The organism is Tateyamaria sp. (genome assembly GCF_059783535.1).
On the sequence record NZ_JBYNDP010000021.1, the window covers coordinates 5,191 to 32,105 of the forward strand.

The window sequence follows — 26,915 nt, forward strand, 5'->3', positions numbered from 1 at the left end:
GACGGCGCTTCAAGGATCGAGGGGCTGCGATCCTCGGGTGCCTTTGACCGCTCATCCACCAGCGAGATGACCGACTGCGTGGTTGCAAGGTTCCCGGCGGTCATGATCACGATCACGCGTTCCCCCGGCACCTCCCACGTGTGCATCTTCTTCACGGTCGAGATGTTGTCGACGCCCGCATTGGTGCGCGTGTCGGACATGAAGATCAGTCCGGCATCCAACCGCATCCCTACGCAATAGGTCATATTTTGTGTGTCCCCGCCCCGAGTCGCGGCAAATCTGCGCTATTGCTGCTGCACCTGCAAGGTCACAGACATATCTTCCCCTGCGTTACCATAGCGTAAACCGGAGATTGGGGCGGCCCCGCGATAGTCGAGGCCCGTGGCGACACGTACATAACGCGCGTCGGGCGAGATACCGTTGGAGATGTCGAAACCGACCCACCCCAAGCCTTCGACATGGGCTTCTGCCCAGGCATGGCTGGCGTCCTGATCGACCCGATCATCCATCATCAGGTATCCCGACACATAGCGGGCCGGAAACCCAAGTACCCGGGCCGCCGTGATGAACACATGGGCATGGTCCTGGCATACACCATGACCGGCCTCCATCACCGCTTCTGCGGTGAGGTCAGAGGCAGCCTGATCGGTGGAATAGGGCACTTGTTCAAGAACATGGGCAGACAGGGCGTGCAACTGGTCCAGATCGCCCGCGTTTCCCGGTGCGCTGTCCACAAGCGCCTGAACTCGTTCTCCCGGCTTGGTCAGTGCCGTGCTGCGGCGAAACAGCCACAAGGGGACGTAACCGCCTTGCGGCCCGACGACACCTGCCTTGTCTTCAACGTCAACGATACCGGCACAGGTGATCTCAATCTCCGTTTGACCAGGTGCAAAGCTGACCAAATCAACGGCATTTGCGTGTTCATCCTCGAACGACACCTCGACCTGTCCGCCGGTCACATCGATACGCCAGTCTTCGACCAATTGACCGGGGCGTGACTTGGGGCGCAAGCGGACCTGTTGCAGCCCGTATGGAACAGGCGCGTCGTAGGTGTAGTGGGTTTTGTGAAGAACGTTCAGGCGCATGTGGTCATTCAATAAAGCGGTAATCAATCTCGATCTGACGGCCCAATGCCGCGCTGTCCCGCAGGAAGTCCGTGATGAATTCGTGCAGACCATAATCAAAGATGGCGTTCATGTCGTGCGCTTTGAATTTCGAGCAGAGCGCGTCAGAGAGGGAATGGCAGGTGTGCCGGGTCGCGTATTCCTTCTCGAGATAACCGAGGTTGTCGCCGATCTTGCCATAGCAAAAGGCAAGGCTGCGCGGCAGGCGACCGTCGAGGATCAGGAACTCGGCGATGGCTTTGGGGTCCACATCCCCATCGTGCAGGGTTTGATAGGCCCGCGTCGTAGACGTGGCGCGCAGGATCGTGTCCCATTGCACATTGTCCGATGGGCTGCCCACCAGCCGGACCGAAGGCAGGAGAATGTAATATTTCTGATCAAGAATGCGCGCCGTGTTGTCTGCGCGTTCGAAAAAGGTGCCGATGCGGGCGAAATTGTAGATATCGTTGCGCACCATCGTGCCGTGCAGCGCACCGCGCACAATTGCGCTGCGTTGTCGGATCACTTGTAGCACACGCGGCAGATCGCGGTCTTCGACCTGTTGGGCCAACAGCCTTTTGAGCACCATGTAGCACTCGTTCACAGCCTCCCAGACTTCGCGGGTCAGGGCCGTGCGCACAACGCGGGCATTCATGCGCGCGGCCTCAATCCCGGCCATGATTGAGCCGGGATTGTTCGGGTCGCGCAGCAGAAAATCGATGACTTTTGGGCCATCGGGCGTGCCGTGAACGTCCGCATAGGCACTGCTGAGGCCGGTCGAAGACAGGATGGATGTCCACTCACTCTCTGCCGCGCTTGACCGCGTCAGAGAAATGCGAAGCCCCGCATCGATCATTCGCGCAGTGTTTTCGGCCCGTTCAAGGTAGCGGAACATCCAAAAGAGCCCGCCTGCGGTCTTGCCCAGCATCGCGCTACTCCTCCAGCACCCAGGTGTCTTTGGTTCCGCCGCCCTGGGACGAGTTGACGACCAGCGACCCTTCGGTCAGGGCGACACGTGTCAGGCCACCGGGCGTGATGTCGATCCGGTCAGGCGACACAAGGACGAAGGGGCGCAAATCCACGTGGCGCGGCGCAAGGCCCGCGTCGGTCAGGATGGGGACCGTGGACAGCGCAAGCGTGGGTTGGGCGATGTAGTTGCCGGGCGCGGCCTCTAGCTTGGCGCGGAAATCCTCGATCTCTTTCTTCGATGCCGCAGGGCCGACAAGCATCCCGTAGCCGCCCGAGCCGTGCACCTCTTTCACCACCAGATCGGCAAGGTTTTCGAGCACGTATTTCAGGGCCTGCGGTTCCGAGCAGCGATGCGTTGGGACGTTCTGCAGGATTGCCTTTTCGCCGGTGTAGAATTCGACGATGTCCGGCATGTAGCTGTAGATCGCCTTGTCGTCGGCAATGCCGGTGCCGGGTGCGTTTGCGATCGTGATCCCGCCCGCGCGGTAGACATCCATGATGCCAGGCACGCCCAAAACGCTGTCCGGGTTGAAGTTCAGCGGGTCAAGGTACTCATCGTCCACCCTGCGATAGAGCACGTCGATGGGCTTGTAGCCCCGTGTGGTCCGCATCGCCACACGCCCGTCCACGACGCGCAGATCATGCCCTTCGACCAACTCGGCGCTCATCTGATCGGCAAGGAAGGCATGTTCGTAATAGGCCGAGTTGTGGATGCCCGGAGTCAGCACCGCGATGGTGGGGCGACCGTTGCAGGCATTTGGTGCGCAGGCCGCCAGCGACTTGCGCAGCGACCGAGGGTACTGGCCGACAGACTGCACTTTGATCTTGCTGAACAGTTCGGGGAACATGTGCAGCATCGTCTCGCGGTTCTCGAGCATGTAGCTCACGCCTGATGGGGTGCGCGCATTGTCTTCCAGAACGAAAAATTCGTCATCCCCGGTGCGCACCAGATCGGTGCCCACTATGTGGGTATAGATGTCGCCGGGGGGCGAGACGCCGATCATCTCGGGCAAAAAGGCATCATTGCGCGAGATCATCTCGGCAGGCAGGCGGCCGGCGCGCACGATCTCTTGTCGGTGGTAGATGTCGTGCAGAAAGGCGTTGAGGGCGCGCACGCGCTGTTCGATCCCCTTGGCGACCTTGGCCCATTCGCGGGCGGCAATAATGCGCGGCACCAGATCGAACGGGATCAGCCGTTCGGTCGCGTCCGGATCGCCGTAGACGTTGAAGGTCACGCCGATCAATCGAAACAGGGCCTCGGCTTCTTCTGATTTGGAGAGCAGGCGGGCGGTGTCTTCGTCCGCGAACCATTTGGAGTAATCGGCATAGGGGGCACGTGCGGCGGTGCCGTGGCCAAACATCTCGTCGAAATACGTGGGTCTTCCAGACATACCCTTTAGCCTGCATATTCCACGCAATGTCGCAACTAAAACGGGACAAAAGCCGGGAATGGACTGAAATCCTGTCGCATAATCAGGCATTTGCTGTGCTGAGTGAGTTACTGACGTCAGATTGGGCCACAATTGACACACAGATTCCGTGCGCAGGTGCACTGGACGTTTTGCCGGGTTTCAGGGACGATGTTGCGAAGCATTCAGAACGAGGCGCCTTATGTCTGACCCCTGCATTATCTGTGTCGCGATCACCGGCTCGGTCCCCCAGAAATCGGACAACCCTGCGGTGCCGATCACGGTGCCGGAACAGGTAGAAAGCACCCATGCCGCGTTCGAGGCCGGGGCGAGCATCTGCCACGCGCATGTCCGGAATGATGACGGGTCGACAACATCTGATCCCGACAAGTTCGCACTGTTGAAAGAGGGCGTCGAAAAGCATTGTCCGGGCATGATTGTGCAGCTGTCCACCGGGGGAAGGTCGGGTGCAGGACAGGCGCGCGGCGGAATGCTGCCGTTGCGCCCTGACATGGCGTCGCTGTCCGTGGGGTCGAACAATTTTCCGACCCGGGTTTACGAGAATCCGCCGGACCTTGTCGAATGGCTTGCGGCCGAGATGATCAGCTATGACGTAAAGCCCGAGATCGAGGCGTTTGACCTGAGCCACATCCTCATGGCAGCGGAGATGCATACAAAGGGCAAGATCAGGGATACACCCTATATCCAGTTCGTGATGGGGGTGAAGAATGCCATGCCTGCGGATCGGCATGTCTTTGATTTCTATGTGCAAACAGTTCAGCGCCTGTTTCCAGACGCGCCATGGTGCGCGGCGGGGATCGGGGCGAACCAGATCGTGTTGAACGAGTGGGCGGTGGCTACTGGCGGGCATGCGCGCACCGGGCTTGAGGACAATGTGCGTCTCGACAAGCAGACGCTTGCGCCGTCGAACGCAGCGTTGGTCGAACGGTTGGTCGATATATGTGCCAAGCATGACCGCCCCGTTGCGACCCCAACTCAGGCCCGTGCGATCCTTGGTTTGCGGGCCGCTTGATCAATTGCCCTAGCGTCACGTCCATGATCCGGTAGACACGGTCCGGTTGATCCGCCAACCTGCCTTTAATCAGGAGGAGATCATCATGGACATGTCATTCACGCTACGCCCCGAGAACCGTGACCTTCTGGACCGGGTGGCCACCATGATCCGGGACGAGATCATGCCACTCGAAGAGGAATACGCCGCCGAAGTCGCCAAGGGCGACCGGTGGCAATACACGGATCGACAGACCGAAATTTTGGAAGGATTGAAGGCCAAGGCCAAGGCGGCGGGGCTTTGGAATTTCTGGCTGACCGACAGCGACAAGGGCTTTGGCCTGTCCACCGTGGAATACGCCCACTTCGCCGAGGAGATGGGCAAGACACCGCTTGGCGCCGAAGTTTTCAACTGCTCGGCCCCCGACACCGGCAACATGGAGGTGTTCGAGCGCTACGGCACTGACAAAATGAAAGCTGACTGGCTTGCGCCCCTGCTCGAGGGGAAAATCCGCTCGGCCTATCTTATGACTGAGCCCGATGTGGCCTCGTCAGACGCCACCAACATCTCGATGGCCTGCGTGCGGGATGGTGATGAATATGTCCTGAATGGTGAGAAATATTGGGCCTCCGGTGCCGGGGACCCGCGCTGCAAGGTCTACATCGTCATGGTGAAAACGGGTGGTGACGACCTGCCCAAGCACAAGCGCCAGTCCATGATCGTTGTCCCCGCGGGGACAGATGGGATCGAGGTGTTGCGCCCGATGATGGTTTACGGCCATGACGATGCCCCACACGGGCACATGCACATCAGGTTCACCAATGTGCGCGTGCCTGCCGAAAACATCCTTCTGGGCGAAGGGCGGGGGTTCGAGATTGCCCAAGGTCGCCTTGGGCCGGGCCGTATCCACCACTGTATGCGTGCCATCGGGCAGGCCGAAGCGGCATTGGAATTGATGTGCAAGCGGTCGCTGTCCAAAGAAGCCTTCGGCAAGCCACTGGCGCAACTCGGGGCAAACTACGACATCATTGCGGAATGCCGGATGGAGATCGAGATGGCGCGGCTTTTGTGTCTCAAGGCCGCGTGGATGATGGACCAGGGCGATGCGCGTGCTGCGGCGCCATGGATTAGCCAGATCAAGGTGATCGCCCCGCGTGTCTCGCTCAAGGTTATCGACGAGGCGGTGCAAATGCATGGCGGGCAGGGGATCAGTCAGGATACGCCTCTGGCCATTGCATGGACCCATCAGCGCACGTTGCGCCTTGCTGACGGGCCGGATGCCGTTCACCGCCGTCAGGTCGCCCGCGCGGAGCTGAAGAAGTATACGCAACAGCCGATGTGATTGCCAAACGCATGCAGTCGTCTGCATGAACAGGCCGAGTTGCACAAAATAACTTGCCACAAGGCCAAGTCTTGGCCCTAGTGAAGACATGAAAGATCATGTCCCATGCACAGAGCCGCTGCGCCCACCGGAAACGGTGATGCGCCTTGCGCGTATGGGACAAATGATGCCCACACGGCTCAGCTTTTTGCGCGTGCTCGTCCGGCGCTTGTGCGCGGAACGGGCCGAGGTCCGTCGTATTCATTGGGACATGTCGGCGGAAGGCCATGGTCAGGCCGCCTATGCCGTTGATCTGGGTGGAAACACCTATTCATTGGTGGCAATTTCGAATGATCTGCCTGCAGACCAACGCAGCGACCGGGTGATTGCAACCGCATGGGACGCCGCCTTTGTCCTGTTCGACGGGGTTGCGTCACCGGATGACATTACCCGCATTGAAGGGCAGGCCCCAAAGCAGGAGGCAGGCAGGTTCAGTCCGCGTGACCTCGTGCTCAGCCGTGCAAACAAATCCGTACGCATGTGGGACGCAATCGTTGCAGCCCTGCGGGCCGGTAAACAGCCCGACCCCAGGATGATTTGCGACATCGGTTACCTGATGCGCACGACGGCGGTTTATGGAAATGGCAAGTTCGGCATTGCAGATCGCACGCTGATTGCAGATCGCCCCGGGCTTGAAGGTCCCTTCGCTGCCGAGATGCTGACAGTGTACCTGATCCGGCACTTCACGCTTGATCTGGTGCAGCATGTCGGGGGCGGCACCCTTGATCCAGACCTTGCGCGGCACATCGGTATCGGCAATGCGACCGGGCTGGGCATGGCGCCTTTCCTGGTGAACCACCCGGTCCTGCTGCACAATTGGATGCAGGCCCGTGAAACGGCTCTGGCACGTGTGTTGGCGCGCGAGACGATGACCGAAGCGCAAGGCAAGCGGTTACGGACGCTTGCGAGGCGGGCGCAGCGCCATTTGGCGGATTGGATTGTCCCGGCCGAGGATCACAATGACATTCTGCGGCAGCTGGAAGCGGATTGGGCTTCTTTTCTACGGCGTTTTGATACCGTGCCGGCGAACAGACCCTTTGCGGCGCTTTGGGATGCTGCAGCAGATGAAAGTGAAACGCTGCAGGAACTGTTGGCCGCGTTACTGATCGAAATCTGCCCGGAAGATGTGGATGACTTGGCGCAAGATATGGGGGATCGGTTCGGGCCTCTGATCGTGCCCTTTGCAGACACCGAAGCACTCAAGTCTGCCATCGAAACCAAATGGGGTTGGGCGCTTGCCCATGACTATGAGGACGCGGACCAGTGTCGGCGGTTCTGGTATGTGAGCGAGGCGAAATTGGAGCCGCGACTGGGTGACCGTTTTGCCGAGCCGGGGGCCGAATTGGAAACCCCTTTGGACATCGCCCGCCGGGTTGCACAGCTTTATGCCGATCTTCCAAATGGCGCGATGCCGGTGTCGGAATTCACGAAACAACATCCCGATCACACCCATGCCGTCAATCGGGTTGCCCTTCTAAACCGCTATTCTTACGCAGAAATCCGCGACAACCTTATTGCTGCGACCTGTCGCCCCATTGATATGCTGCGGTGCAAGCTCAGTTTCTTTGGTGCGACAAAGTTCGATCCAAAGTCCGACCTGTGGACCCGCATCACGCTGGCACAGGGTGCACCTTTAGGGGATGAACTGCGTCCCGAGATGGATGATTGGTGGCTTCCGGCGATGGAGCGATGAACATGTCATGGACCGAAGTGCAAACGCTGGGGGTCAAAGCCGCCAGCGGAGCGGGGGTGCCACCTGCCCAGGCGCTCGCCTTTGGCGCAATGTTGGCCCGCCATATCGCTGATGAAGGTCCGCAGGGCGCTGTTGCCGCTGCCTTGTCCAAGCCCGAGAGCATTGTTGCCTTGGCGCACCGGGTAGAAACGATTGTCGAAGCGGCGTCAGTGACGGCCAAACCCGTGGATGCAAGGGAAGAGGATGCTGGCACCCGCGCTATGCTGGTCAGTTGGCTGGCAGCGTTGCCCTGCAAGGCAGAACTGGATATCGCGGGGCCAAAGGTGAGAGTGAGCTTGTCACTCTCTGAACCCAGCGCACGCGGGCGCCCAGAGCGGCTCCACCTTGATGCGTCGCTTTCCGAGCAGTTGAATACCCTCGCGGCCAAGACCTATGTGCCCGATAGCGACGCCTCGCGATCTGGCGGCGCGGGTGCCGGGTTGATGGAACTGGACTAGGCGAACGGATCTTCCGGGTAGCCGACACCGGCCAGATACAGCCCGTCCGGAGGGCAGACGGGACCGCAAGCCGAGCGATCGCACGCCTCAAGCGCATGTTTGACGTCATCCGGGTGCCATGCCCCGGCGCCCACACGCTCCAACGTGCCAACAAAGCTGCGCACCTGGTTGTGGAGAAAGGACCGTGCCCGGACATCGAAGTGAATCTCGGGGCCTTGTACGCCGTCCACCTTAGTGACATCCAGCCGGTCCAGCGTCTTCAATGGGCTGTCCGCCTGACAAATCGAGGAACGGAAGGTGGTGAAGTCATGCCGCCCGATCAGGTGGTTGGCACCCGCTTGCATGGCACCGGCGTCCAAGCGGTTGTTCACTCGCCACACCAGCCCCCGCAGATGCGTCGCCGGTGCGCGTCGCATTAGGATGCGGAAGAGGTAACGGCGTTCCATGGCTGAGAAACGTGCGTGCCAATCATCCGCAACCTTGGCGCAGGCGATAATTGCCACTGGGTGTGGTTTCAGATGATGATTGAGCGCTTCGGACAGCCGGAACGGGTCCCAATCCTTCTGCATGTCGCAATGCGCAACCTGTGCAAGACCGTGGACGCCCGCGTCGGTGCGGCCCGCAGCTGCGATGGTGTGATCGCGAGGCTCGAGCTTTGCCAGTGCCGCCTCAATTGCACCCTGCACAGACGGTTGATCCGCCTGTCGCTGCCATCCGGCAAAAGGATCACCATGATATTCGACTTTGAGGGCATAGCGCGGCATGAAAGCCCACCTAGCTCCAAACACATCCTCCTGCAACGGCGCGCAACTGGTCTTGCCTTCCCCGTTTCCAAAGAATCCTCGCCGGAGGCTCCCACACTCACACCCGATGTGACACCGAACTGGTACGAGACCGCGCGACACCTTACATAGTCGGCAAGACATGAAGGGGGCCGCACGTGGTTCTAACGACAATTGCCGATGGCGTGCTGGACGTGGCCCAAGGCATTTACGACACCGGGGCGGACCTATTTGGCGATACGACAATCCGGTTGGGCGTGACCGGGCTGGCCCGATCCGGCAAGACGGTTTTCATCACATCACTGGTCGCAAACCTGCTGGATCAGGGGCGTATGCCGCACCTGCTGGCCGCCAGCGAAGGACGGATCGCAGCCGCATACCTGCAACCACAACCCGACGACACCGTGCCACGCTTCGATTACGAGGCACATATGGGCGCGCTGACCGGCAACCCGCCCAGCTGGCCCGACAGCACACGCGCTGTCAGCGAATTGCGTGTGTCGCTCAGGGTCAAGCCAAACGGTTTGTTGGCGGGGTTGCAGGGTCCCCGGACCGTGCATCTCGATATCATCGATTATCCGGGCGAGTGGCTGTTGGACCTTGGGCTTCTCGATCAAAGCTATGAGCAGTGGTCAGATTCTGTGCTGGCGCGCCTTGAGAACCGCGATAGCGCTGCCGCGTTTCGTTCGGCGCTTACGTCGGTTGATGGTGCCTCCAAGCTGGACGAAATACAGGCCAAGGCACTGGCCGCCGCGTTCACCGAGTACCTGCACGCGGCCCGTGCCGAGGGCTACTATGACTGCACACCGGGTCGGTTCCTGCTGCCCGGTGACCTGGCCGGTTCCCCCGTGCTGACCTTTGCACCATTACCGCCCGGGGATACCCCCCGGCGGTCGCTGCGGCGCGAATTGGCACGGCGCTTTGAGGCATATAAGTCGCAGGTCGTGCGCCCGTTTTTCCGCGACCATTTTGCCCGCATCGACAGACAGGTTGTGCTGGTCGATGCGCTGGGTGCGATCCACAACGGTCCCGCCGCTGTTGTGGATATGCGCGCAGCCATGTCCGAAATTCTGTCGGCCTTCCGTCCCGGCAGGAATGCTTTCCTGAGCCAATTGTTTCGGGGCAAGCGGGTGGAGAAGATCCTGTTCGCCGCGACCAAGGCCGACCATCTGCATCACAGCCAACACGCCCGCTTGACAGCCATAATGGAGGCGTTGACACGTGAGGCACGAGACCGCGCGCGTTTTGCGGGGGCTGACACGCAGGCGCTTGCACTTGCCGCGCTGCGCGCCACAACCGAGGACACGGTGCAGCATGACGGAGATCCGCTCGATGTGGTCAGGGGCACATTGCTGGACACCGGCAAACAGGCGGCGTTCTACCCCGGCGCGTTGCCGGATGATCCGGCGCATATCCTGTCTCCGGCTGCAAACGGAGCGCAGGATTGGTTGGATGGTGACTACAAGGTGATGCGATTCGCACCAGCCCCGCTGACCTTGCGCCCAGGCGACGGTCCCCCCCATATCCGGCTCGACCGTGCGGCGCAGTTCCTTTTCGGAGATAAGTTGTGAACGCGTTTCTCCGACCGGCGCAGCCAACAGATGCGGGTGCCGTGGGTGCGATCCTGTCGGGTTTCATCGATGGCACAAACTGGATGCCACGCATCCACACCCGTGCGGAAGATCTGTCCTTTGCAGGGCACATGATCGAACAGGGCTGGGTGACCGTGGCTGAAAGAGGTGATCAAGTGTGTGCGTTTTGCGCTCGGAACGGGGCAGATGTGCATGCGCTTTATGTTGGCGAAGGCGCGCAGGGGCAGGGGGTTGGTGCAGACCTGCTGGCGCAGATGCAGCATGCGACGGACCATCTGACGCTCTGGACCTTTCAGGCAAATACCGGCGCGCAGCGGTTCTATCTGCGGCATGGCTTTGTCGAAATGGAACGTACGGGTGGCGCGCGCAATGACGAAGGTTTGCCTGACATCCGTTACGACTGGCACAAAGGGACGAAGTGATGGCTAAGGGCCCAGTACTGATCGAGATCGAGGATGAAGCGGCGCCCAAGGTTGCGGATGCCCCACCTGTGCCGGACATCGTTCCGTTGGCTGCCCCACGTGGCGAAGCCATGCAGAGTGTCGCGCGTGTGGCCGCTCGCAAACCATCGCGGATCGGGCGTTTGTTCTGTGGGCTGGCCGGTGCGTTGCTGACGGCAGTTCTTAGTGCGGCGGCGTGGGATTTCGTGACTGGATGGATCACCCGGGCGCCGATCGTGGGTTGGGCGTTTACGGGGCTGCTTTGCGCCTTTGTCCTCACCTTGCTTGTGATTTGTCTACGCGAACTGGCGGCTCTTCGACGGCTCACGCGGCTTGACGGGCTGCGCCACGCGGCAGCGCAGGCGATGGAACAGAACGATCTTCCGGCGGCCCGCACGGTGGTCGACCGGCTTGATACGTTGTACCGGGCCAGGCCGGATGCAGAGTGGGCGCGCGCCCGCTTGGCGGAGCTGCGCGGTGATCAGATGGATGCTGCCGGTTTGCTCAAACTGGCTGAAGATACGCTTGTGACCCCGTTGGACAAAGCCGCTGAGCGAGAGGTTGAAGCGGCCGCACGTCAGGTGGCAACGGTCACTGCGCTTGTTCCGATTGCGCTGGCAGACGTTGTCGCAGCGTTGACGGCCAATCTGCGGATGATCCGACGCGTTGCCGAGATTTACGGCGGGCGCGGTGGTTTGTTGGGCAGTTGGCGGCTGACCCGTGCAGTTATGGCTCATCTGGTTGCGACAGGTGCAGTCGCCGTCGGTGACGACATACTGGAGCCCCTGTTGGGTGGTTCAATTTTAGGCAAACTTTCGCGGCGATTTGGCGAGGGACTGGTAAATGGCGCCCTTACGGCCCGCGTTGGGGTCGCAGCCATGGAAGTGTGCCGACCACTGACCTATCTCCCCGGTGACAGGCCCAAGGCACGCCGCCTCGTGAAACAGGCACTTGGCGGCCTATTTCAAGGCCAGAGAGAAAAAGGAACCGACTGACGATGGAAACGTTTGCCCCCGACCTTGCCACGATGGTGCGCACACCGCTGACGGACGAACATGTCGATGCGCTGCGCCGTGTTGGAACCGTGATGGAGGTCAAGGCGGGCGAATACTTCCAACGGGCAGGTGAGCGTATCGACACCTTTCACTATCTTTTGTCAGGTGAAACGGAAGCGGTAAACTCGTCCAATGGCAAGCGGTACGGGAATGCAACGCTTGGCCCCGGCCAGTTCTTTGGAGAGTTGGCCTTTCTGAACGGAGGGCATGCCTTCATGGGGGGGCGCGCGGTGCAGGACACGCAGCTGTTGTGTGTGCTGCGCGATGACATGCTGAAACTCATGTCGGACATTCCCGAGATGTCGGACATCATTATCACTGTCTTTGCCGCGCGCCGTCGCCGCATGCTGGACATGTCCGAGGGCGGGCTGACCCTTGTCGGCGGGGAAGTGAATCGCGATGTGCGACGCATCGCCAGCTTTGCCTCGCGCAATCGCATTCCGTTTGTCGAGGTCGAGATTGACAGCACCGAAGGCAATGACCTTGCCAGCATGTGCAGCATTGATCGGACGCATCCGGCCGTGGTGTTTGCCAAGCATCAGGTGATTGATCCGCCCACGCCGCGTGGTGTGGCCGCCACGCTTGGCCTTGATATGAGCTTGCGCAAGGAAGACGTCTATGACGTGGCCATTGTAGGCGGTGGGCCTGCTGGCGTGGCCGCTGGAGTCTATGCCGGGGCAGAAGGATTGTGCGCCGTCGTGCTGGAAGACCTCGCAATCGGGGGGCAAGCAGGCACCTCAAGCCGGATCGAAAACTACATGGGCTTTCCCACCGGCATCTCCGGCGGCGATCTTGTGGGCCGGGGCGAACTGCAGGCGATGAAGTTCGGGACGCGTTTTGCCGTGCCAGTACGCGCGACGGAGTTGATGCAATGCGAAAAGCACCTGTTTCATATCAAGTTGGACAATGACGACTGGGTATCGGCCAAATCATTGGTGGTGGCGACTGGCGTGCAGTATCGCCGCCTGCCGCTTGAACGCCTGGAAGACCTGGAGGGCAACGGTGTCTACTATGCCGCCACCGATGTGGAGGCGCGCTATTGCAAAGACGCCGAAGTGGCTGTGATCGGCGGCGGCAATTCGGCGGGTCAGGCTGCCATGTTCCTGGCCCGGACGGCCAAGCATGTACATGTGCTGGTGCGTGGCGAGACCCTGTCGTCCTCGATGTCGGATTACCTGCTTCAACGCTTGGAAAGTCACCCGAGGATCACAATCCACCTATGCACCCAGGTCAAGGAACTGCACGGCGATGATCGGCTGGATGCCATCACCATCCATGATCGGCGCGGTGGTCAAAGCTGGCAGCTGAACACGAAAGCACTGTTTATCATGGTCGGGGCCGCGCCCAACACAAAATGGCTGTCCGATCTGGTCGAGTTGGACGATAGAGGGTTTGTCAAAACCGGACCGGATGTGGGTGCCGTCACCGGCTATGAAACCTCTCGCCCCGGCATTTTTGCGGTCGGTGACGTACGTGCCGGTTCAGTGAAACGGGTGGCGAGCGCCGTGGGCGAAGGATCGGTCGTGATGTCTGCCGTTTGGGCGCATATCGCGGACGACTGACGCAACCACGTGCCATGGTGGTGCAAGGCCGACCTGCAAAAGTCTGGAAATCCTTGCCTTTTGTCTCAGGTGACAGTGGTTTATCCTCGCGCGAAAGTGCGTGCGAGGGATGGATATGGAAGGGATACTTGTCCTTGGAGGATTGATAATCCTCGCGATTCCGATTGCGGTTATCTACCTCTTGGTTGCCGTCAGTGGCTTGCGCAAGCGGATCGTTGACCTCGAAAGTGCGCTGGCCGGACGGTCACCGGATGCGCCAATCCCGGCGAAGGCAACCACCGCACCGACGGGGACTTCGCCATGGGAGGCGTCCGAGAAAGTCGCCGAGCCGTCGGAGGCGGAGACCGCCGAACCCACGGAACCCGAGCCCAAGAAAGCCGAACCAGCCGCTGCGCGTGTGATTGCACAACGCAAGGCAGCGGAGCCGCCCAAGCCAACGGAACCTGCCGGACCAACGCCGTTGCAACGGTTCGGATCGTGGCTGACCGCCAACTGGTTCTATGCCGTATCTGCAGTCTCGCTGGCCCTGGCGGGGCTGTTTTTGGTGCAATACGGGATCGAAAACGACCTGTTCCCGCCAACCGCCCGCGTGCTTGCGGCCCTTGCCTTTGGCGGGGCGCTGATCGCCGGGGGCGAAGTGATCCGCCGCAGGTTCGGGGACAGCCCCGATGCGACCACGGCCTATATTCCATCGGTGTTTTCAGGGGCTGGGCTCGTGTCCCTGTTTGGCGGCATTGCCGCCGCGCGACTGCTCTATGAACTGATCGGGGTCGAGATCGCGTTTGCCGGTATGGCCGCGGTTGGGCTATTGGGTGTTGGATTGGGCTGGCTGAACGGTCCGCTTTTGGCCGCTGTCGGGGTCATCGGTGCGTTTACAGCCCCGCTTCTGGTGGGCAGCACGGTGCCTGCGACCCCCTGGCTGTACGTTTACTTTGGTGTCACCGCAGCCGTCGGACTGGGAATTGACACGATCCGACGCTGGGCTTGGGTGTCGGTGCTGAGTGTTGGTCTGGGCTTTGCCATGGGTTGGTTGACCGTTTTGAGCGGCAACGAGTCCATGGTGCTGGGGTTCCAGGTCTATGTCGCGATCCTCGCGGTCTTGGCGATCCTCGTTCCGGCGCGATCCTTCCGACCTGATCACGGCGGCACCCTTGTTTCGGCATTCCTGTTGGATCCAAAAGGTGACCGCCCGGCATTTCCAACACTGCTTGCGCTTGCAGCCGTGCTTGTCACATCCGGCTCAATGGGCTGGAGTGCCGGCGCGGGTGCCGAACCTTTCTGGATGGCTGTCGTCATCCTCGTGATCTTTGCGATCGCAATTGTGTACTGGACATTGTCCGCACCTGCGCTGCAGGAGTTGGTGTTGCTTCCGGTTGCGGCCGTCATTGCCGTGATCGCGATTGAAGGGGTTGAACTGGGGCCAGTCATTACCGCGTTCCTGGCCACCTACGACACAAATCCAGAGGCTGATTTCCCGCTTGCCGTCTCGCTTCTGTGGGGTGTTGGAATGGTGCTCAGTGCGGTTGCAGCGCAAAGAGTGATGCGCCCGGGCCTGTCCCTCGCCTGGGGGATGGGCGGTGCGTTGGTCGCGCCGGTTCTTGCGGTTGTACTCGAACTGACATGGAGGCCCGCCGAGACAATTGGTGCATATGCTTGGGCTCTTCATGCCATCGTTATGGCGGCCATGATGGTCAGCTTTGCCCTGCGTTTTGCCCGCGTGGACGCGCCGGATCGCACACGGACGTCCATATTTGTCTTGTCGGCGCTGGCGTCGATCACCTTCGCTCTCGTTTTGATCCTGTCACTGGCCGCGCTGACCGTTGCACTTGCCGTGACTGTACTGGTCGCCGCCTGGCTGGATCGGCAGTTCAAATTGCCACTCATGCAAGTGTTTATCGCCATTGGCGTTGCTGCGGTCGGTGCCCGTTTGGTCGGTGACCCGGGGCTGTTCTGGGCGCTGGATGCACCGCTTTGGGAAATGGTGCTGGCCTATGCCGGTTCACTGGCTGCCTTTGTCGCAGCAATGGTGTTGTTGCGCGGGATGGTACGAAAAACCGCAACCCTCATCTTGGACACAGCGGCGTGGTCGACCGGAGGGATGCTGGTGTCATTGCTGCTCATCCGCTTCCTCGATGACGTGCTGCCCGGCCACAACACCGACACCCATTGGGCCATGGGCCTGTTTGCGGTGATCTGGTTGGGCTTGATGCTGGTGCAGCTTCTGCGCATCGAAGGTTTGGGTGGTGTCCTTGCCTTTGTGCGCGGTGGGTTGGCGCTGGTGTTTGGCCTGATCGGCTTTGGCGCATTGGCGCTTGGTCTGACTCTTTTATCGCCACTTCTGAACACATGGGGTGATGACGTGTCGGGGCCACCGGTATTGAACACGTTGATCCCGGCCTATTTGCTTCCCGCACTTGTGCTGGCCTTTGGCGCTTGGCGCCTGCGGCATCGGTTGCTGCGCTGGGGGTTGGGAACCGTGGCGGTCGGCGTCGGCGTGTATTGGGCCTTTGCGACTGTGCGCCATCTTTGGCAAGGCGCGCAGGGTATGGATTTGGATCAGGGCTTTTTGCAGCCAGAACTGTACAGCTACACGGTAGCGATCCTGCTGACCGGCGCTGTGCTGTTCTATCAATCGCTTGCCCGCAACGCGACCGCCTTGCGTCGCGCCGGGTTGACCGTGATTGGTCTGGCGGTCGCCAAAGTGTTCCTGATCGACATTTCCGGGCTGGAAGGACTGACGCGCGTATTGTCCCTTGTGGTTCTGGGCCTGTCGCTGTCCGGCCTCGCGTGGCTCAATCGTTGGGCGCAGAGCAAGTCCGCACCCGTGGACTAGCGCAGCGGATCACCTTTCGGGAAGGCGGATAACAGTGTGCCGCACACCAGGTGGGACAGGATGCGTGGGACGGGCGGGATCATCGACACCGGAAACAACACTCTGTCACGCAGGACCGGCAGCCAACGGCTGTCGGACTGGTATTGTGGCGTGAAGGCCCAACTCATCGTCTGGTAAGCCCGCACATGCCAGCGCCTTGCCTTGGCATAGACGGGCAGGGCGGCTTCCGGCCCGTGCGCATCAATGGCTTGGGCCAGTGCATATGCGTCCAGCAACGCCATGTTGGCGCCTTGGCCCAGTTGCGGGCTGGCGCGATGGGCGGAATCCCCGATATGCACGACTCCGTGTCTGTAGGGCACCTTGAGTGTGCCATGCGCGTACCGCGCCATGGTCAGCTGATCGGGAACAGAAATCTGGTCGGCAAAGGCCGCAAAAGCGGGCCAAAGCCCGGATGCCTGGTCTTTCCACGCGTCCAGACCTGCAGCACGCCACGCGTCGTAGCCATCACTGGGCAAGGACCAGAAGATCGCCGCCATCGGCTCCGCTGCACCCGGCGGTACGCCAATGGGCAGCACGCCCACCATGTTGCTGGCCTTGCGGTAGGTCTGGCGCAGTTGATCCAATGGAAGCTTGGTTCCATCGGGCCAAGCCACGTTGGCCCACAACGCGCCGTAGGGCAGCTCGACAGAGCGGATGGGCGTCAAGGGAGAACGTGCACCAAGCGCGTCGATGACCAGATCGAAACCTGCCGCTTTCTCCCCGCCCTCAAGATCCAAATGTCCGCTGCCTGCACTGGTCACCTTGGCATCCAGGCGCATTGTCGTGCCTTCGGCGACGGCTCGGTCCCAAAGGGCCGAAAACAGGGCGTTGCGGTGCAGGGCAAGCCCGAAATTGTCGCCCTCGCGCCGGTCATACCAAACATCAAGCACACGCCGTCCGTTGTCCGCTTCATGGCCCAGCATCCGGGTCACGCGGTTGCCCGTCGCCATCACCTGATCGAGTACCCCGCAAGCCCCCAGAACCGCTTGCCCGACGGGTTGAATGACCAGCCCCGATCCAACGGGTTCAGGTGCTGCAAACTGGTCGAAAACAGTCACCTCGGCGCCGCGCTGACGCAGCAGGATGGCCGCAGCCAAACCGCCGATGCCGGCCCCCGCAATTGCGATATTCATGTCCCGTTCCGTTCTGACGCGTGTTTGCGTCACCCTAGGCAATTGCGCTTTGCGTGAAATGAGGCATCTTGGCCCACTGGACGCCTCGGCAGCCCGCGCCTATAAGGCCGCCATGATGCACACGATCATCATTCTGCGAATTATATCCCCGGCGCTCTGACCAACCACTGAGACGCCGGGTAAAGGTGCTTGAGACCACTCGCACCGCACCTCTCCGCTTTGCAAGATATACGACCGACAAAGGACGCCACCCATGTGCGCCGATACACCTGAATACAAACACACCCTGAACCTGCCCAAGACCGACTTCCCGATGCGCGCAGGCCTGCCCAAGCGCGAGCCCGGGTGGCTGGAGCGCTGGGCGCGGATCGGGGTCTATGACCGCCTGCGCGAGAAAGCCGACCTCGCCCGAAAGGGGGCCGGACAAGAAAAAGTGCGGGAGCCCTTCGCGCTGCATGATGGCCCGCCCTATGCGAACGGCCACCTGCATATCGGACACGCGTTAAACAAGACGATCAAGGACATGATCGTGCGCAGCCATCAGATGATGGGCCGCGATGCGCGCTACATCCCCGGTTGGGACTGCCACGGCTTGCCCATCGAATGGAAGATCGAGGAACAGTACCGCAAGAAGGGTCGGGACAAGGATCAGGTTCCGATCAACGAATTCCGTGCCGAGTGCCGGGACTTTGCCGCGGGCTGGGTTGATATCCAGCGCGAGGAGTTCAAGCGTCTGGGCATCACTGGTAATTGGGACGAACCCTACCTGACCATGGATTTCCATGCCGAACGCGTGATTGCTGAGGAATTCATGAAATTCCTGATGAATGGCACGCTCTATCAGGGATCGAAGCCCGTGATGTGGTCGCCGGTTGAGCAGACGGCGCTGGCCGAGGCCGAGGTCGAGTACCACGACAAGGACAGCTTCACGATTTGGGTGAAGTTCAAGGTAGTTGCAGCCAAAGACCTACCCGCAGTCACACTGGAAGACACCAAAGGGCATGTCGCGCCGCTGGGCGATCTTGAAGGCGCTCATGTGGTGATCTGGACCACAACGCCATGGACAATGCCGTCCAACAAAGCTGTCGTTTTTGGCCCTGACATCTCCTACGGCCTTTACGAAGTCACGGGCCGCCCCGAAGAATGCTGGGCGAATATCGGTGATCGCTACATCCTCGCCGACAACCTTGCCTCAGACGTTCTGGGCCGCGCACGGCTTGAGGACACGATGTACCGCCGCCTACGCGATGTGACGGCCGATGAGTTGAGCCAGGTACGGCTGACCCACCCTCTCAAAGGGGCTGAGGATGCAAACGGCGAATGGGATGATATCCGGGACTTCCGTGCCGCTGATTTTGTCACCGACACCGAAGGCACCGGTTTCGTACATTGCGCGCCGTCCCACGGGATGGACGAATACGAATTGTACCGTGAGCTGGGCATGCTCGAGCAGGTCATCACCTACAACGTAAACCCCGACGGGCGGTTCCGTGACGACCTGCCGTTCTTTGGTGGCAAGGCAATCCTGAAACCCAACGGGAAAGAGGGCAACGCCAACGCTGCCGTCATCGACAAGCTGGCCGAAGTGGGCGGGCTGTTGGCCCGTGGCAAGATCAAGCACAGCTACCCGCATTCCTGGCGGTCGAAAGCGCCGGTGATCTACCGCAACACACCGCAATGGTTTGCGGCCATCGACAAACCCGTGGGGGACGGGCAGGACACGCACGGCACGACGATCCGGGAACGTGCGCTGACCGAGATCGACAACGTCAACTGGACACCCAAATCAGGCCGCAACCGCCTGCACTCGATGATGGAGGCACGCCCCGACTGGGTGCTGTCGCGTCAACGCGCGTGGGGTGTGCCGCTGACCTGCTTCACCAAAAAGGGCGCGCTGCCCACGGATGACGATTTCCTGCTGCGCAACCCGCAGGTCAACCGCCGCATCACTTCCGCGTTCGAAGCGGAGGGCGCTGATGCGTGGTACGACGAGGATGCCAAGCAGCGTTTCCTCGAAGGGATCGTGAACCCTGACGATTACGAACAGGTGACGGACATCCTCGATGTGTGGTTCGACTCTGGCTCCACCCACGCCTTTGTTCTGCGCGACCGCGCGGACGGAACCGAGGATGGCGTGGCTGACGTGTATATGGAAGGCACCGACCAGCACCGGGGCTGGTTCCATTCTTCCCTGCTGCAATCGGTCGGCACAACGGGTCACGCGCCGTACCGCAACGTCGTCACACACGGCATGACGCTTGATGAAAAGGGCTTCAAGATGTCGAAGTCCATCGGCAACACCATCGTGCCCGAGGAAGTGGTCAAGCAATACGGTGCCGACATCCTGCGGCTCTGGGTGGCGCAAACGGATTACACTGCCGATCAGCGGATCGGGCCGGAGATCCTGAAAGGCGTGGCTGACAGCTATCGCCGCTTGCGCAACACGATGCGATTCATGCTGGGGTCACTGTCGGACTTTATCGAGGCAGATCGCACAGACCCCGCAGACATGCCGGAACTGGAGCGTTGGGTGCTGCACCGATTGGCAGAACTGGACCAGACTGTGCGCGAAGGCTACGCCGCATTCGATTTCCAGCGTGTGTTCTCATCCGTGTTCACCTTCGCGACCGTGGATCTGTCGGCATACTACTTCGATATCCGTAAGGACGCACTGTACTGTGACGGTGATACGCCCGAGCGACGTGCGGCGCGCACGGTGCTTGATCTGCTTTATCACCGGCTGACAACGTGGCTGGCGCCGATCCTCGTCTTCACGATGGAGGAAGTGTGGTTGGAGCGGTATCCGGGCGAGGACAGCTCGGTGCACCTGACAGACATTCCCGAAACGCCTGCCGCATGGCGCGACGAAGCGCTGGCCGCGAAATGGGCAGGTGTGCGTGGCGCGCGGCGCGTGGTGACGGCGGCATTGGAAATCCAGCGCACAGACAAAGTCATCGGCGCATCGCTTGAAGCAGCCCCGATTGTCTATGTCGAGGATGCGGACCTCGCTGAGTCACTGACCGCGTTGCCTTTTGCTGATATCTGCATCACGTCGCAAATCAGCGTGACAACGGACCCAGCGCCGTCAGACGCCTTCCGTTTGCCTGAAGTGCCTGGCGTGGCGGTGGTCTTTGCCAAAGCAGAAGGCGCGAAATGCGCCCGCTGCTGGAAAGTGCTGCCGGACGTGGGCTTGCATGTGCACGCAGGTGTCTGCGGAAGGTGTGACGACGCTCTGACATAGGCGAAAAGCACTGCGCGACGGCTGTTCGCTGATCTGCATTGGATTTTCATGACAGTTTCGGACACAGGGAAAGCTCACTGTGTCCGTAGAAGCGCGCGGGTCTTTGCAGGTTTTCGCGGCTCGTGACCCAGAGGTCCTATCTACCCGCTGACAGGCAGAACAAAGCGCCAGCGGGGTCACGGATCAGATACCAACACTCCCCCGTGCTTCTGAAAACCAGCTTCGAAAGCTGGCTTGCACCCAATACTCCGGCCTCTCGCAGCACGGTCGCAGTGTCGATCACGTTGATGCAAGGCACCCACAACGCTTGCGCACCCGTTGGGAACGTTCCCGGCAGATGATGTGCAACGGTTTGGCCGGACTGTGTCGAGATCACGGCACCTCTCCCTGTCAAATCGTGCGGTGGGCTCACCGACCAGCCAAAGACTGCTGAATAGAACGGCGTCGGGAACTCGGGCGCGCCGGAAAGATAGACTTCGTTGCCGAACTGTCGTGTTGGTGTCGGAAACGCGTGCTGGGATTGAGAGATGCCGATCAGGGCGCCCAACGGATCGCGCACAAGCCCATTTCGACCGACACCGGGAACGTCAAAGGGCGGGCGAACTACTTCACCCCCCAAGCGTTCCGCGCGCCTGGCGGCCGCATCCACATCCGGCACCTCGATATAGGCAATCCAACCGTCAGGCATGCCCTTGGAGGTTTCGATAAAGCCAGCACCGGCTTCATCCGCCAATGTGGCCAGAACAAAGTCCATCTCTCCGCCACCCCAGACAAAATCCGTGGCATGCTCGACCACAAAGGACCACCCGGCGACGCGTTCATAAAAGGTCATTGAACGTTGCCGGTCAGCCGAAAAGAGATCGTGCCAGACAATTTGACCAGACTTGTCATCTGACATCCAACTACCTCCTCTTGCTTTTCTGCTTCGTGATCTCGCGCACCATCTTTCCGAATGCCTTGTCCTTCGCGCGGCGCTCGGACAGGCTGGCCGAATTGAACGCATCTTCGGCCAATAGTTTGCGCCACCGCCCAAGCCGCGCGGCATCGATCCTTTTGTTTTCTATCGCTTGCAGCACGGCACATCCGGGTTCTGTTTCGTGTTTGCAATCGTTGAACCGGCATTGCGTGGCCAGATCGTCGATGTCCGAGAACAGGTCCTGAATGCCCGATGCTGCGTCAGTCAGTTGCAATTCACGCATGCCCGGGGTGTCCAGAACCAGACAACCGTCCGGCGTTGCGAAGAGTTGGCGCCGCGTTGTCGTATGCCGCCCCTTCGCATCATCGTCCCGGATGGATTGCGTCTCGAGCGTTTCGGTACCCAAAAGCGCGTTGGTCAGGGTCGACTTGCCGACGCCGGATGATCCCAAGAACGCGACGGTCGCCCCCGGCTTGCACCAGTCTGCCAGTTTTGACTGCGGCGCGTCGCCTGTTGCGTCTAACGCAACAACGGCCACGTCTGGGGAAACTGCGCGTGCTGCGTCGATGTAGTGTTGGTGATCGGGCGCAAGGTCGGTTTTGGTGACAACGATAACCGGCGTGATCTGTGCCTCGAAGGCAAGCGCGATGTATCTTTCAAGCCGTGCAACATTGAAATCCTGATTGCACGAGGTGACGACAAACGCCGTGTCAACATTTGCCGCGATCAGCTGTTCGCGGCGATCTGTCCCGGGAGCACGCCGCTTGATCAGGCTCTTGCGTCGTAGGACCCGACTGGATTTTGGTTGATCGTGGTCAAACATCAGCCAGTCACCAACGGTGATGCCTTCGGTGGGTGGCATGACTTCGTCGAGACCGTCCCCGAGAACATGCAACGCGTTTCGGTGGACTTCGACGACGCGAACAGGAGGGGTCTGCGTCAACTCGTCGACGTCTGTTTGTTGGGCGAAAAAGGGCTGCCAGCCAAGAGCGGTAAGAGGGGGCAAGGCGCGCTCTTGGGCTTTCAGGTCGGACGATGGGGGGAAAAACTGTGAATAGTCACGTGTCATTGTGAGGAAGTTCCATGTCTTGATCATGCGGGGCATGAATTCAAAGGGTAAGGGAAAAAGACGCGCAAACATCCAATGCTGTCCGTCAGAGGCTGACGAAACAAGATGGTTGCTGATTATTGCGCTGGGAGGACTGCTGCCTCCCCACCTTACCGGGACATAAACTCTCCACTTCGATGCCGTAGACTTACGCGGCCACAACCGGTTTTTCAACTGTCTGGATGGACGGCGAATTGTGGTTGGGTTGGCACGGCTGATGGTTGCCTACCAGGAACGACACTGTGATGGGACGAAGCGGATCTCGGGAAGGTCGGCGGGATGTTCTGGACGCAGAATGGTGAAGCCCTCCGTTCCCAAGGGCTATGGAACCCCATCAGATGACCACTTTAGCGCGAAATTCGGCTGTCAGCGTTGCGTGTTGTGTCACGGTCTTGCGTTATTTATAATATTTTCAATGTGTTACACGTGTAGTTTCGACATGCAAAAAACGCAAACCACATATGACTTTTCACCGCTTGTAGGGTGTTTTTTTCGCGCCTAAATGAGCATCACAACGCTGACAAGATCAGCATAAACTATCGAAAAAAGGACTGCTGCAATGGCTGCTTTCGACACCACCCGCCCCGCATATGGCGCTGCACCTGTTGCAGGCCAATTCTCCGGTTTGTTTTCCAAATTGGTTGCCCAAGTGGCTGCCTGGAACCATGCCCGCTTGACCCGCAACGCCCTGAACGCCCTGACTGACCGTGAGCTTGAAGACATCGGTCTGGTCCGTGGCGACATCGATGACGTGGCAAACCGCCACTAAGACGTTCCAATCCTCCCCTTTGGACGCGCTCTTACAAGAGCGAAAGCCGCGGGCCTGAGAGCAGGCACCGCGGCTTTTCTTTTGGAGGGGCCGTTTGGGTCAGTCTATGAAGGGTTCAAGAAAGCCTGCAGCAAACTGTGTCACCGGGTCAATCTGCATCAGATGAGAGCTGAACTGTTCCAGATGACCGCCTTGCTGCAACTTTGCAACGCGCTCGTTATACGTGATGTCTCCCAAAGAGGCGAGCATCAGGCCCTTGAAAACAAAGAATCCGGTCACGAGCGCGAGCAGACCTCTGATCGGGAAACCGCGACCCAGACGGCGCTTGGGCTTGAGGACGATCAGTCCGTCGCCTCGTAGTGTAGTGGTGTACCCGTTCCCCAAGGCCGCGTGTTTGCGGCCAAGTGTGGTCAGTCTGTGTTCAAAGCTTTGGCGAGTTTCAACCATAGCAGCCTCGTTACGTCGAAATGGCCCCCACCTATTTCGGCATGTAAGGTGCGACTGAATTGTGGCGAAATCTGGGCAAATGCGTCAAAAGCCGCTAAAAATTCTGACAAATCATGGCTTTTTGCACAGGGTGAGGGTGGTCCACTCTCCAATCTCTTCCCTATGTGCCAGACTGTTTCCCTGCCCGATATAGTGCGCAGCGACGTCGTCCGCCTGTTCATTGAGGATTCCCGACAGAATCGCATAGCCACCTGGGGTGAGGCGGGCGCTTAGATCCGGCGCCAATGCGATCAGCGGCCCCTTGAGGATATTGGCAAAGATCAGGTCAAATGGGCCGGAAAGGTCCGCGTGATCAAAGCCTGCCGATTCCGCCAGTTTGACCCTGGCCTGCATTCCGTTGGCCTCCAGGTTGGCTCGCGCCACATCCACCGCCTGCGCATCAATGTCGCTGGCAATGACATCCGCGTCCCAGATCGCGGCAGCGCCCATGGCGAGTACAGCGGTACCGCAGCCAATATCAGCCACGCGATCCGCCTCAAATCCATCGTCTGCCAAGCGATCCAACGCTTTCAGGCAGCCCAAGGTCGTCCCGTGGTGCCCGGTCCCAAAGGCCATCGCCGCCTCGATCAACAAGGCGTGCTTTCCCGCGGGCACCTTGTCAGCGTCGTGCGAGCCGTAGACGAAGAAGCGACCGGCCTCGACCGGTGCCAACTCGCGCTTCACATGGGCCACCCAATCAGTTTCCGGTAGTTCCGAAACCGAGAACGGTTTCGCGCCTAGGGCCGTGGTGAGCAAAAGGAGTGCGGTGTCATCCGGCTGGTCCGTGAAATAGGCGCCCACTTCCCAAAGCCCGCTGCCATCTTCGACCTCGAATACACCAATGCCAGTTGGCTCGGGCATCATGTTATCGAGGGCGGCGCCAAGCGCTTCCGCCTGTGCCTTGCCTTCCAGCGTCGTAAGGGCGGTCCATGTGGTCATGTCAGTCTCCGTATGTTGCCGGAGCCTTAGCGCCCACAAGGTTAAGCAGCAAGTGGCGCGCTATTCCGCCGGGGCAGGCAGCTTGGCGCCCAGCCGGGTTTCATGGCCCGGCACCGGGTGGCGCGGAATGAGCAGGGCAAGGCACAGAGACGTTGCAGCCATGCCCGCAGCCAGCAGAAACACAGCCCCGGGTGAGAACAGCCACAACAGGCCCAATGGCACCGGCAGACCCACGGCAGCGATATGGTTGATCGTAAAGGCCACAGCAGCCGTCGGCGCGATGTCCGCCGGGTCCGCGATCTTTTGGAAATAGGTTTTGAGTGCCAACGCCAACCCGAAAAAGATGTGGTCCAGCACATAGAGAGCGGCGGCAATCATCAATCCCCAACCCATGAAATAGACACCGCCATAGGCCAGAAACACGCAGACAAGGCCAGTGTACTCAAATACGAGCGCTTTTTGCTCACCAAAGCGGGCCACGATGCGCCCCAGAACCGGTGCGACCAGGATGTTGACCATCAGGTTGATGAGGTAGAGCGCGGTCAACTCATGCACCTGGAAGCCGAATTTTTCGACCATCATGAAGCCCGCAAAGACCATGAAGATCTGCCGCCGTGCCCCCGACATGAATTGCAGGGCGTAGTACAGCCAGTATCGCTTGCGCAGCACAAAGGTTTTTAGTTGCGGGGTAGGGGCCTCGAACTGGGGATAGGCCAGCATGGCAAAGACCGCGATGGCAGCCGTGATGCCGCCGCCGACCATGTAGACAACGTTGTAAGTCAGCCCAAGCGGTTCCCACAGGACCATGATGATGAAGTAAACAAGGAACGTGGCCGTAGACCCGGCAGCGAGCAGCCAGCCCAGCATCTGCGGGGCGCGGTCCTTGGGCAGCCACTGCAATTGCAGCGACTGGTTTACCGTTTCGTAGTAGTGAAAGCCGACCGAACTGATGAAGGTCAGCGCCAGAATGCCACCCATTTGCGGGAACTGCGCCGTCAGGGCCGTTGCCACACCCAGCATCACAAGTGACATCAATCCAAGCACCTGTTCGCGCATGAACATGATGACAACGATGACACCGACGGCCAGAAAGCCAGGAATTTCGCGGATGGCATGCAGCAGGCCGATATCGGCCCCGTCAAAGTTGGCGGCATCCACGACAAAGTTGTTCAGCAGCGCTAGCCAGACGGAAAACCCGATGGGCATGGCAAACGCCATCAGGAACAAAAGCGCAATGGGCCGCCGCCAAACGGGCAGAGTGCCTGCGTCGTCAAGGGTGATGTACTGAGCCATGACTTGCCCTTACGCCTTTTGCACGGTCTTGGCGAGGGCACGGTATGTGCGAGAAAGCACATGTGTTTTCCACCAAGCTGTCACAGGATATGCCATGGGCATGGGCAAACGAAACTATCTGATCGAGGGTGTCTCGGGCAGCGGCAAAACGTCGGTGTGCCACGAACTGCGCCGGCGCGGATATCATGCGATTGACGGCGACAGAGAGTTGATCCCTGACGAAACACCTCAACAGCAGCCCTCGTTGGCCGAAGTCGGTCCAGTGGGAAGTGTCAAGCGCGCGGCATGGATGCACAGCCAGCATGTGTGGGATGTGGACAAGGTCAGGTCACAAGTCGCTTCCAGACGTTCCGAAATGTCCTTTTTCTGCGGTGGCTCCCGGAACTATGCCGATGTCATCCATTTGTTTGATGCAGTCTTTGTGTTGGACGTGGATCAGGAAACACTGAGACGACGGCTCGCGCTACGCGGCCACAACGTGTTCGGCGGGCGGGCAGAGGAGCAGGAGTTCATCCTGACCCTCCACACAACGAAACAGAACATTCCCACGCAAGGTACGGTCATCGATGCCACCGAGACGCTTGATGACGTCGTGGATCAAATCCTTGCGCATTGCGTTTAAGAAGTGCACTCACAGATTGGTTGGACTTTTTGCGCCATAGA

Annotated in this window: 22 protein-coding genes and 1 pseudogene; 12 read left to right on the top strand and 11 right to left on the bottom strand. The window is 60.0% G+C overall.

Translation table 11 applies throughout. The annotated features are described in order from the left end of the window. The 4 genes and pseudogenes from AC6RA8_RS06515 to AC6RA8_RS06530 form a co-directional block, all read right to left on the bottom strand. Positions 1–245 (bottom strand): annotated as a pseudogene (locus AC6RA8_RS06515) (peptidase); the annotation flags it as partial. A 39-nt stretch (positions 246–284) separates the two neighbouring features. After that, positions 285–1,085, bottom strand: a complete 801-nt coding sequence (locus AC6RA8_RS06520) for a transglutaminase family protein (protein ID WP_500351385.1) — start codon at positions 1,083–1,085, stop codon at positions 285–287. A gap of 4 nt (positions 1,086–1,089) precedes the next feature. Then, positions 1,090–2,031, bottom strand: coding sequence for an alpha-E domain-containing protein (locus tag AC6RA8_RS06525; RefSeq protein WP_500351387.1), 942 nt, complete (start codon positions 2,029–2,031; stop codon positions 1,090–1,092). 4 nt (positions 2,032–2,035) lie between these two features. Further along, positions 2,036–3,463, bottom strand: coding sequence for a circularly permuted type 2 ATP-grasp protein (locus tag AC6RA8_RS06530; protein ID WP_500351388.1), 1,428 nt, complete (start codon positions 3,461–3,463; stop codon positions 2,036–2,038). A gap of 220 nt (positions 3,464–3,683) precedes the next feature. On the opposite strand from AC6RA8_RS06530, the gene AC6RA8_RS06535 reads away from it, so the two are divergent. The 4 genes from AC6RA8_RS06535 to AC6RA8_RS06550 all read left to right on the top strand — a co-directional run bounded on the left by AC6RA8_RS06535 (position 3,684) and on the right by AC6RA8_RS06550 (position 8,064). Next, the gene (locus AC6RA8_RS06535) at positions 3,684–4,514 is read left to right on the top strand and encodes a 3-oxoadipate:acetyl-CoA acetyltransferase (RefSeq protein WP_500351390.1); all 831 of its coding nucleotides are present in this window, start codon (positions 3,684–3,686) and stop codon (positions 4,512–4,514) included. A gap of 85 nt (positions 4,515–4,599) precedes the next feature. Continuing rightward, on the top strand, positions 4,600–5,835 hold the full coding sequence (locus tag AC6RA8_RS06540; protein ID WP_500351392.1) for an acyl-CoA dehydrogenase family protein: 1,236 nt from the start codon (positions 4,600–4,602) through the stop codon (positions 5,833–5,835). 88 nt (positions 5,836–5,923) lie between these two features. Continuing rightward, entirely contained in the window at positions 5,924–7,567 is a 1,644-nt protein-coding gene (locus tag AC6RA8_RS06545; protein ID WP_500351394.1) for a hypothetical protein, read from the top strand. Positions 7,568–7,569: 2 nt separating this feature from the next. Further along, entirely contained in the window at positions 7,570–8,064 is a 495-nt protein-coding gene (locus AC6RA8_RS06550) for a hypothetical protein (RefSeq protein ID WP_500351396.1), read from the top strand. Here AC6RA8_RS06550 and truA read toward each other — a convergent pair. Next, on the bottom strand, positions 8,061–8,828 hold the full coding sequence (truA, locus tag AC6RA8_RS06555; RefSeq protein ID WP_500351398.1) for a tRNA pseudouridine(38-40) synthase TruA: 768 nt from the start codon (positions 8,826–8,828) through the stop codon (positions 8,061–8,063). The two genes, AC6RA8_RS06550 and truA, sit on opposite strands and share 4 nt — an antisense overlap. Positions 8,829–9,004: 176 nt before the next feature. Between truA and AC6RA8_RS06560 the strand changes: the two genes are divergently transcribed. From AC6RA8_RS06560 to AC6RA8_RS06580, 5 genes are all read left to right on the top strand, one after another. Beyond that, the gene (locus AC6RA8_RS06560) at positions 9,005–10,417 is read left to right on the top strand and encodes a YcjX family GTP-binding protein (RefSeq protein ID WP_500351400.1); all 1,413 of its coding nucleotides are present in this window, start codon (positions 9,005–9,007) and stop codon (positions 10,415–10,417) included. After that, positions 10,414–10,860 (top strand): GNAT family N-acetyltransferase, encoded by a 447-nt coding sequence (locus tag AC6RA8_RS06565; protein ID WP_500351401.1) that lies wholly within the window; start codon positions 10,414–10,416, stop codon positions 10,858–10,860. Before AC6RA8_RS06560 ends, AC6RA8_RS06565 begins: the two co-directional genes overlap by 4 nt. Beyond that, on the top strand, positions 10,860–11,873 hold the full coding sequence (locus tag AC6RA8_RS06570) for a YcjF family protein (protein ID WP_500351403.1): 1,014 nt from the start codon (positions 10,860–10,862) through the stop codon (positions 11,871–11,873). The genes AC6RA8_RS06565 and AC6RA8_RS06570 overlap by 1 nt, the downstream gene beginning before the upstream one ends. Before the next feature lie 2 nt (positions 11,874–11,875). Continuing rightward, positions 11,876–13,495 (top strand): FAD-dependent oxidoreductase, encoded by a 1,620-nt coding sequence (locus AC6RA8_RS06575; RefSeq protein WP_500351405.1) that lies wholly within the window; start codon positions 11,876–11,878, stop codon positions 13,493–13,495. A gap of 115 nt (positions 13,496–13,610) precedes the next feature. After that, on the top strand, positions 13,611–16,328 hold the full coding sequence (locus AC6RA8_RS06580; protein ID WP_500351406.1) for a DUF2339 domain-containing protein: 2,718 nt from the start codon (positions 13,611–13,613) through the stop codon (positions 16,326–16,328). Here AC6RA8_RS06580 and AC6RA8_RS06585 read toward each other — a convergent pair. Next, positions 16,325–17,500 (bottom strand): FAD-dependent oxidoreductase, encoded by a 1,176-nt coding sequence (locus AC6RA8_RS06585; RefSeq protein WP_500351408.1) that lies wholly within the window; start codon positions 17,498–17,500, stop codon positions 16,325–16,327. The two genes, AC6RA8_RS06580 and AC6RA8_RS06585, sit on opposite strands and share 4 nt — an antisense overlap. A gap of 253 nt (positions 17,501–17,753) precedes the next feature. On the opposite strand from AC6RA8_RS06585, the gene ileS reads away from it, so the two are divergent. Beyond that, entirely contained in the window at positions 17,754–20,741 is a 2,988-nt protein-coding gene (gene ileS, locus AC6RA8_RS06590; protein WP_500351410.1) for an isoleucine--tRNA ligase, read from the top strand. Positions 20,742–20,877: 136 nt separating this feature from the next. Here the strand turns inward: ileS and AC6RA8_RS06595 are convergent, their stop codons facing one another. Then, a complete protein-coding gene (locus AC6RA8_RS06595; RefSeq protein ID WP_500351411.1) occupies positions 20,878–21,639 on the bottom strand; it encodes a VOC family protein in 762 nt (253 codons plus the stop codon). Positions 21,640–21,643: 4 nt separating this feature from the next. Beyond that, positions 21,644–22,726, bottom strand: coding sequence for a ribosome small subunit-dependent GTPase A (gene rsgA, locus AC6RA8_RS06600; protein ID WP_500351431.1), 1,083 nt, complete (start codon positions 22,724–22,726; stop codon positions 21,644–21,646). Between the two features lie 598 nt (positions 22,727–23,324). On the opposite strand from rsgA, the gene AC6RA8_RS06605 reads away from it, so the two are divergent. Further along, positions 23,325–23,534: a DUF1127 domain-containing protein gene (locus AC6RA8_RS06605; protein WP_189368907.1), complete on the top strand. Its 210-nt coding sequence runs from the start codon at positions 23,325–23,327 to the stop codon at positions 23,532–23,534. A 99-nt stretch (positions 23,535–23,633) separates the two neighbouring features. Here AC6RA8_RS06605 and AC6RA8_RS06610 read toward each other — a convergent pair whose 3' ends face one another. The 3 genes from AC6RA8_RS06610 to AC6RA8_RS06620 all read right to left on the bottom strand — a co-directional run bounded on the left by AC6RA8_RS06610 (position 23,634) and on the right by AC6RA8_RS06620 (position 26,252). After that, complete coding sequence (locus AC6RA8_RS06610) at positions 23,634–23,981, bottom strand: hypothetical protein (RefSeq protein WP_500351412.1); 348 nt, start codon at positions 23,979–23,981, stop codon at positions 23,634–23,636. Between the two features lie 111 nt (positions 23,982–24,092). Next, positions 24,093–24,959, bottom strand: a complete 867-nt coding sequence (locus tag AC6RA8_RS06615; protein WP_500351413.1) for a 50S ribosomal protein L11 methyltransferase — start codon at positions 24,957–24,959, stop codon at positions 24,093–24,095. Positions 24,960–25,019: 60 nt separating this feature from the next. Next, positions 25,020–26,252, bottom strand: coding sequence for an MFS transporter (locus tag AC6RA8_RS06620; RefSeq protein ID WP_500351414.1), 1,233 nt, complete (start codon positions 26,250–26,252; stop codon positions 25,020–25,022). Positions 26,253–26,352: 100 nt separating this feature from the next. Between AC6RA8_RS06620 and AC6RA8_RS06625 the strand changes: the two genes are divergently transcribed. Further along, positions 26,353–26,874: an AAA family ATPase gene (locus tag AC6RA8_RS06625; RefSeq protein ID WP_500351416.1), complete on the top strand. Its 522-nt coding sequence runs from the start codon at positions 26,353–26,355 to the stop codon at positions 26,872–26,874. The last annotated feature ends 41 nt before the right edge of the window (positions 26,875–26,915 follow it).

Coding starts and splice junctions, on each gene's coding strand:
- AC6RA8_RS06580 (WP_500351406.1), top strand. CDS start 13,611: ATGGAAGGGATACTTGTCCTTGGAGGATTGATAATCCTCGCGATTCCG.
- AC6RA8_RS06620 (WP_500351414.1), bottom strand. CDS start 26,252: ATGGCTCAGTACATCACCCTTGACGACGCAGGCACTCTGCCCGTTTGG.
- ileS (WP_500351410.1), top strand. CDS start 17,754: ATGTGCGCCGATACACCTGAATACAAACACACCCTGAACCTGCCCAAG.
- AC6RA8_RS06585 (WP_500351408.1), bottom strand. CDS start 17,500: ATGAATATCGCAATTGCGGGGGCCGGCATCGGCGGTTTGGCTGCGGCC.
- AC6RA8_RS06610 (WP_500351412.1), bottom strand. CDS start 23,981: ATGGTTGAAACTCGCCAAAGCTTTGAACACAGACTGACCACACTTGGC.
- rsgA (WP_500351431.1), bottom strand. CDS start 22,726: ATGACACGTGACTATTCACAGTTTTTCCCCCCATCGTCCGACCTGAAA.
- AC6RA8_RS06520 (WP_500351385.1), bottom strand. CDS start 1,085: ATGCGCCTGAACGTTCTTCACAAAACCCACTACACCTACGACGCGCCT.
- AC6RA8_RS06595 (WP_500351411.1), bottom strand. CDS start 21,639: ATGTCAGATGACAAGTCTGGTCAAATTGTCTGGCACGATCTCTTTTCG.
- AC6RA8_RS06530 (WP_500351388.1), bottom strand. CDS start 3,463: ATGTCTGGAAGACCCACGTATTTCGACGAGATGTTTGGCCACGGCACC.
- AC6RA8_RS06550 (WP_500351396.1), top strand. CDS start 7,570: ATGTCATGGACCGAAGTGCAAACGCTGGGGGTCAAAGCCGCCAGCGGA.
- AC6RA8_RS06540 (WP_500351392.1), top strand. CDS start 4,600: ATGGACATGTCATTCACGCTACGCCCCGAGAACCGTGACCTTCTGGAC.
- AC6RA8_RS06615 (WP_500351413.1), bottom strand. CDS start 24,959: ATGACCACATGGACCGCCCTTACGACGCTGGAAGGCAAGGCACAGGCG.
- AC6RA8_RS06525 (WP_500351387.1), bottom strand. CDS start 2,031: ATGCTGGGCAAGACCGCAGGCGGGCTCTTTTGGATGTTCCGCTACCTT.
- truA (WP_500351398.1), bottom strand. CDS start 8,828: ATGCCGCGCTATGCCCTCAAAGTCGAATATCATGGTGATCCTTTTGCC.
- AC6RA8_RS06570 (WP_500351403.1), top strand. CDS start 10,860: ATGGCTAAGGGCCCAGTACTGATCGAGATCGAGGATGAAGCGGCGCCC.
- AC6RA8_RS06625 (WP_500351416.1), top strand. CDS start 26,353: ATGGGCAAACGAAACTATCTGATCGAGGGTGTCTCGGGCAGCGGCAAA.
- AC6RA8_RS06605 (WP_189368907.1), top strand. CDS start 23,325: ATGGCTGCTTTCGACACCACCCGCCCCGCATATGGCGCTGCACCTGTT.
- AC6RA8_RS06575 (WP_500351405.1), top strand. CDS start 11,876: ATGGAAACGTTTGCCCCCGACCTTGCCACGATGGTGCGCACACCGCTG.
- AC6RA8_RS06535 (WP_500351390.1), top strand. CDS start 3,684: ATGTCTGACCCCTGCATTATCTGTGTCGCGATCACCGGCTCGGTCCCC.
- AC6RA8_RS06545 (WP_500351394.1), top strand. CDS start 5,924: ATGAAAGATCATGTCCCATGCACAGAGCCGCTGCGCCCACCGGAAACG.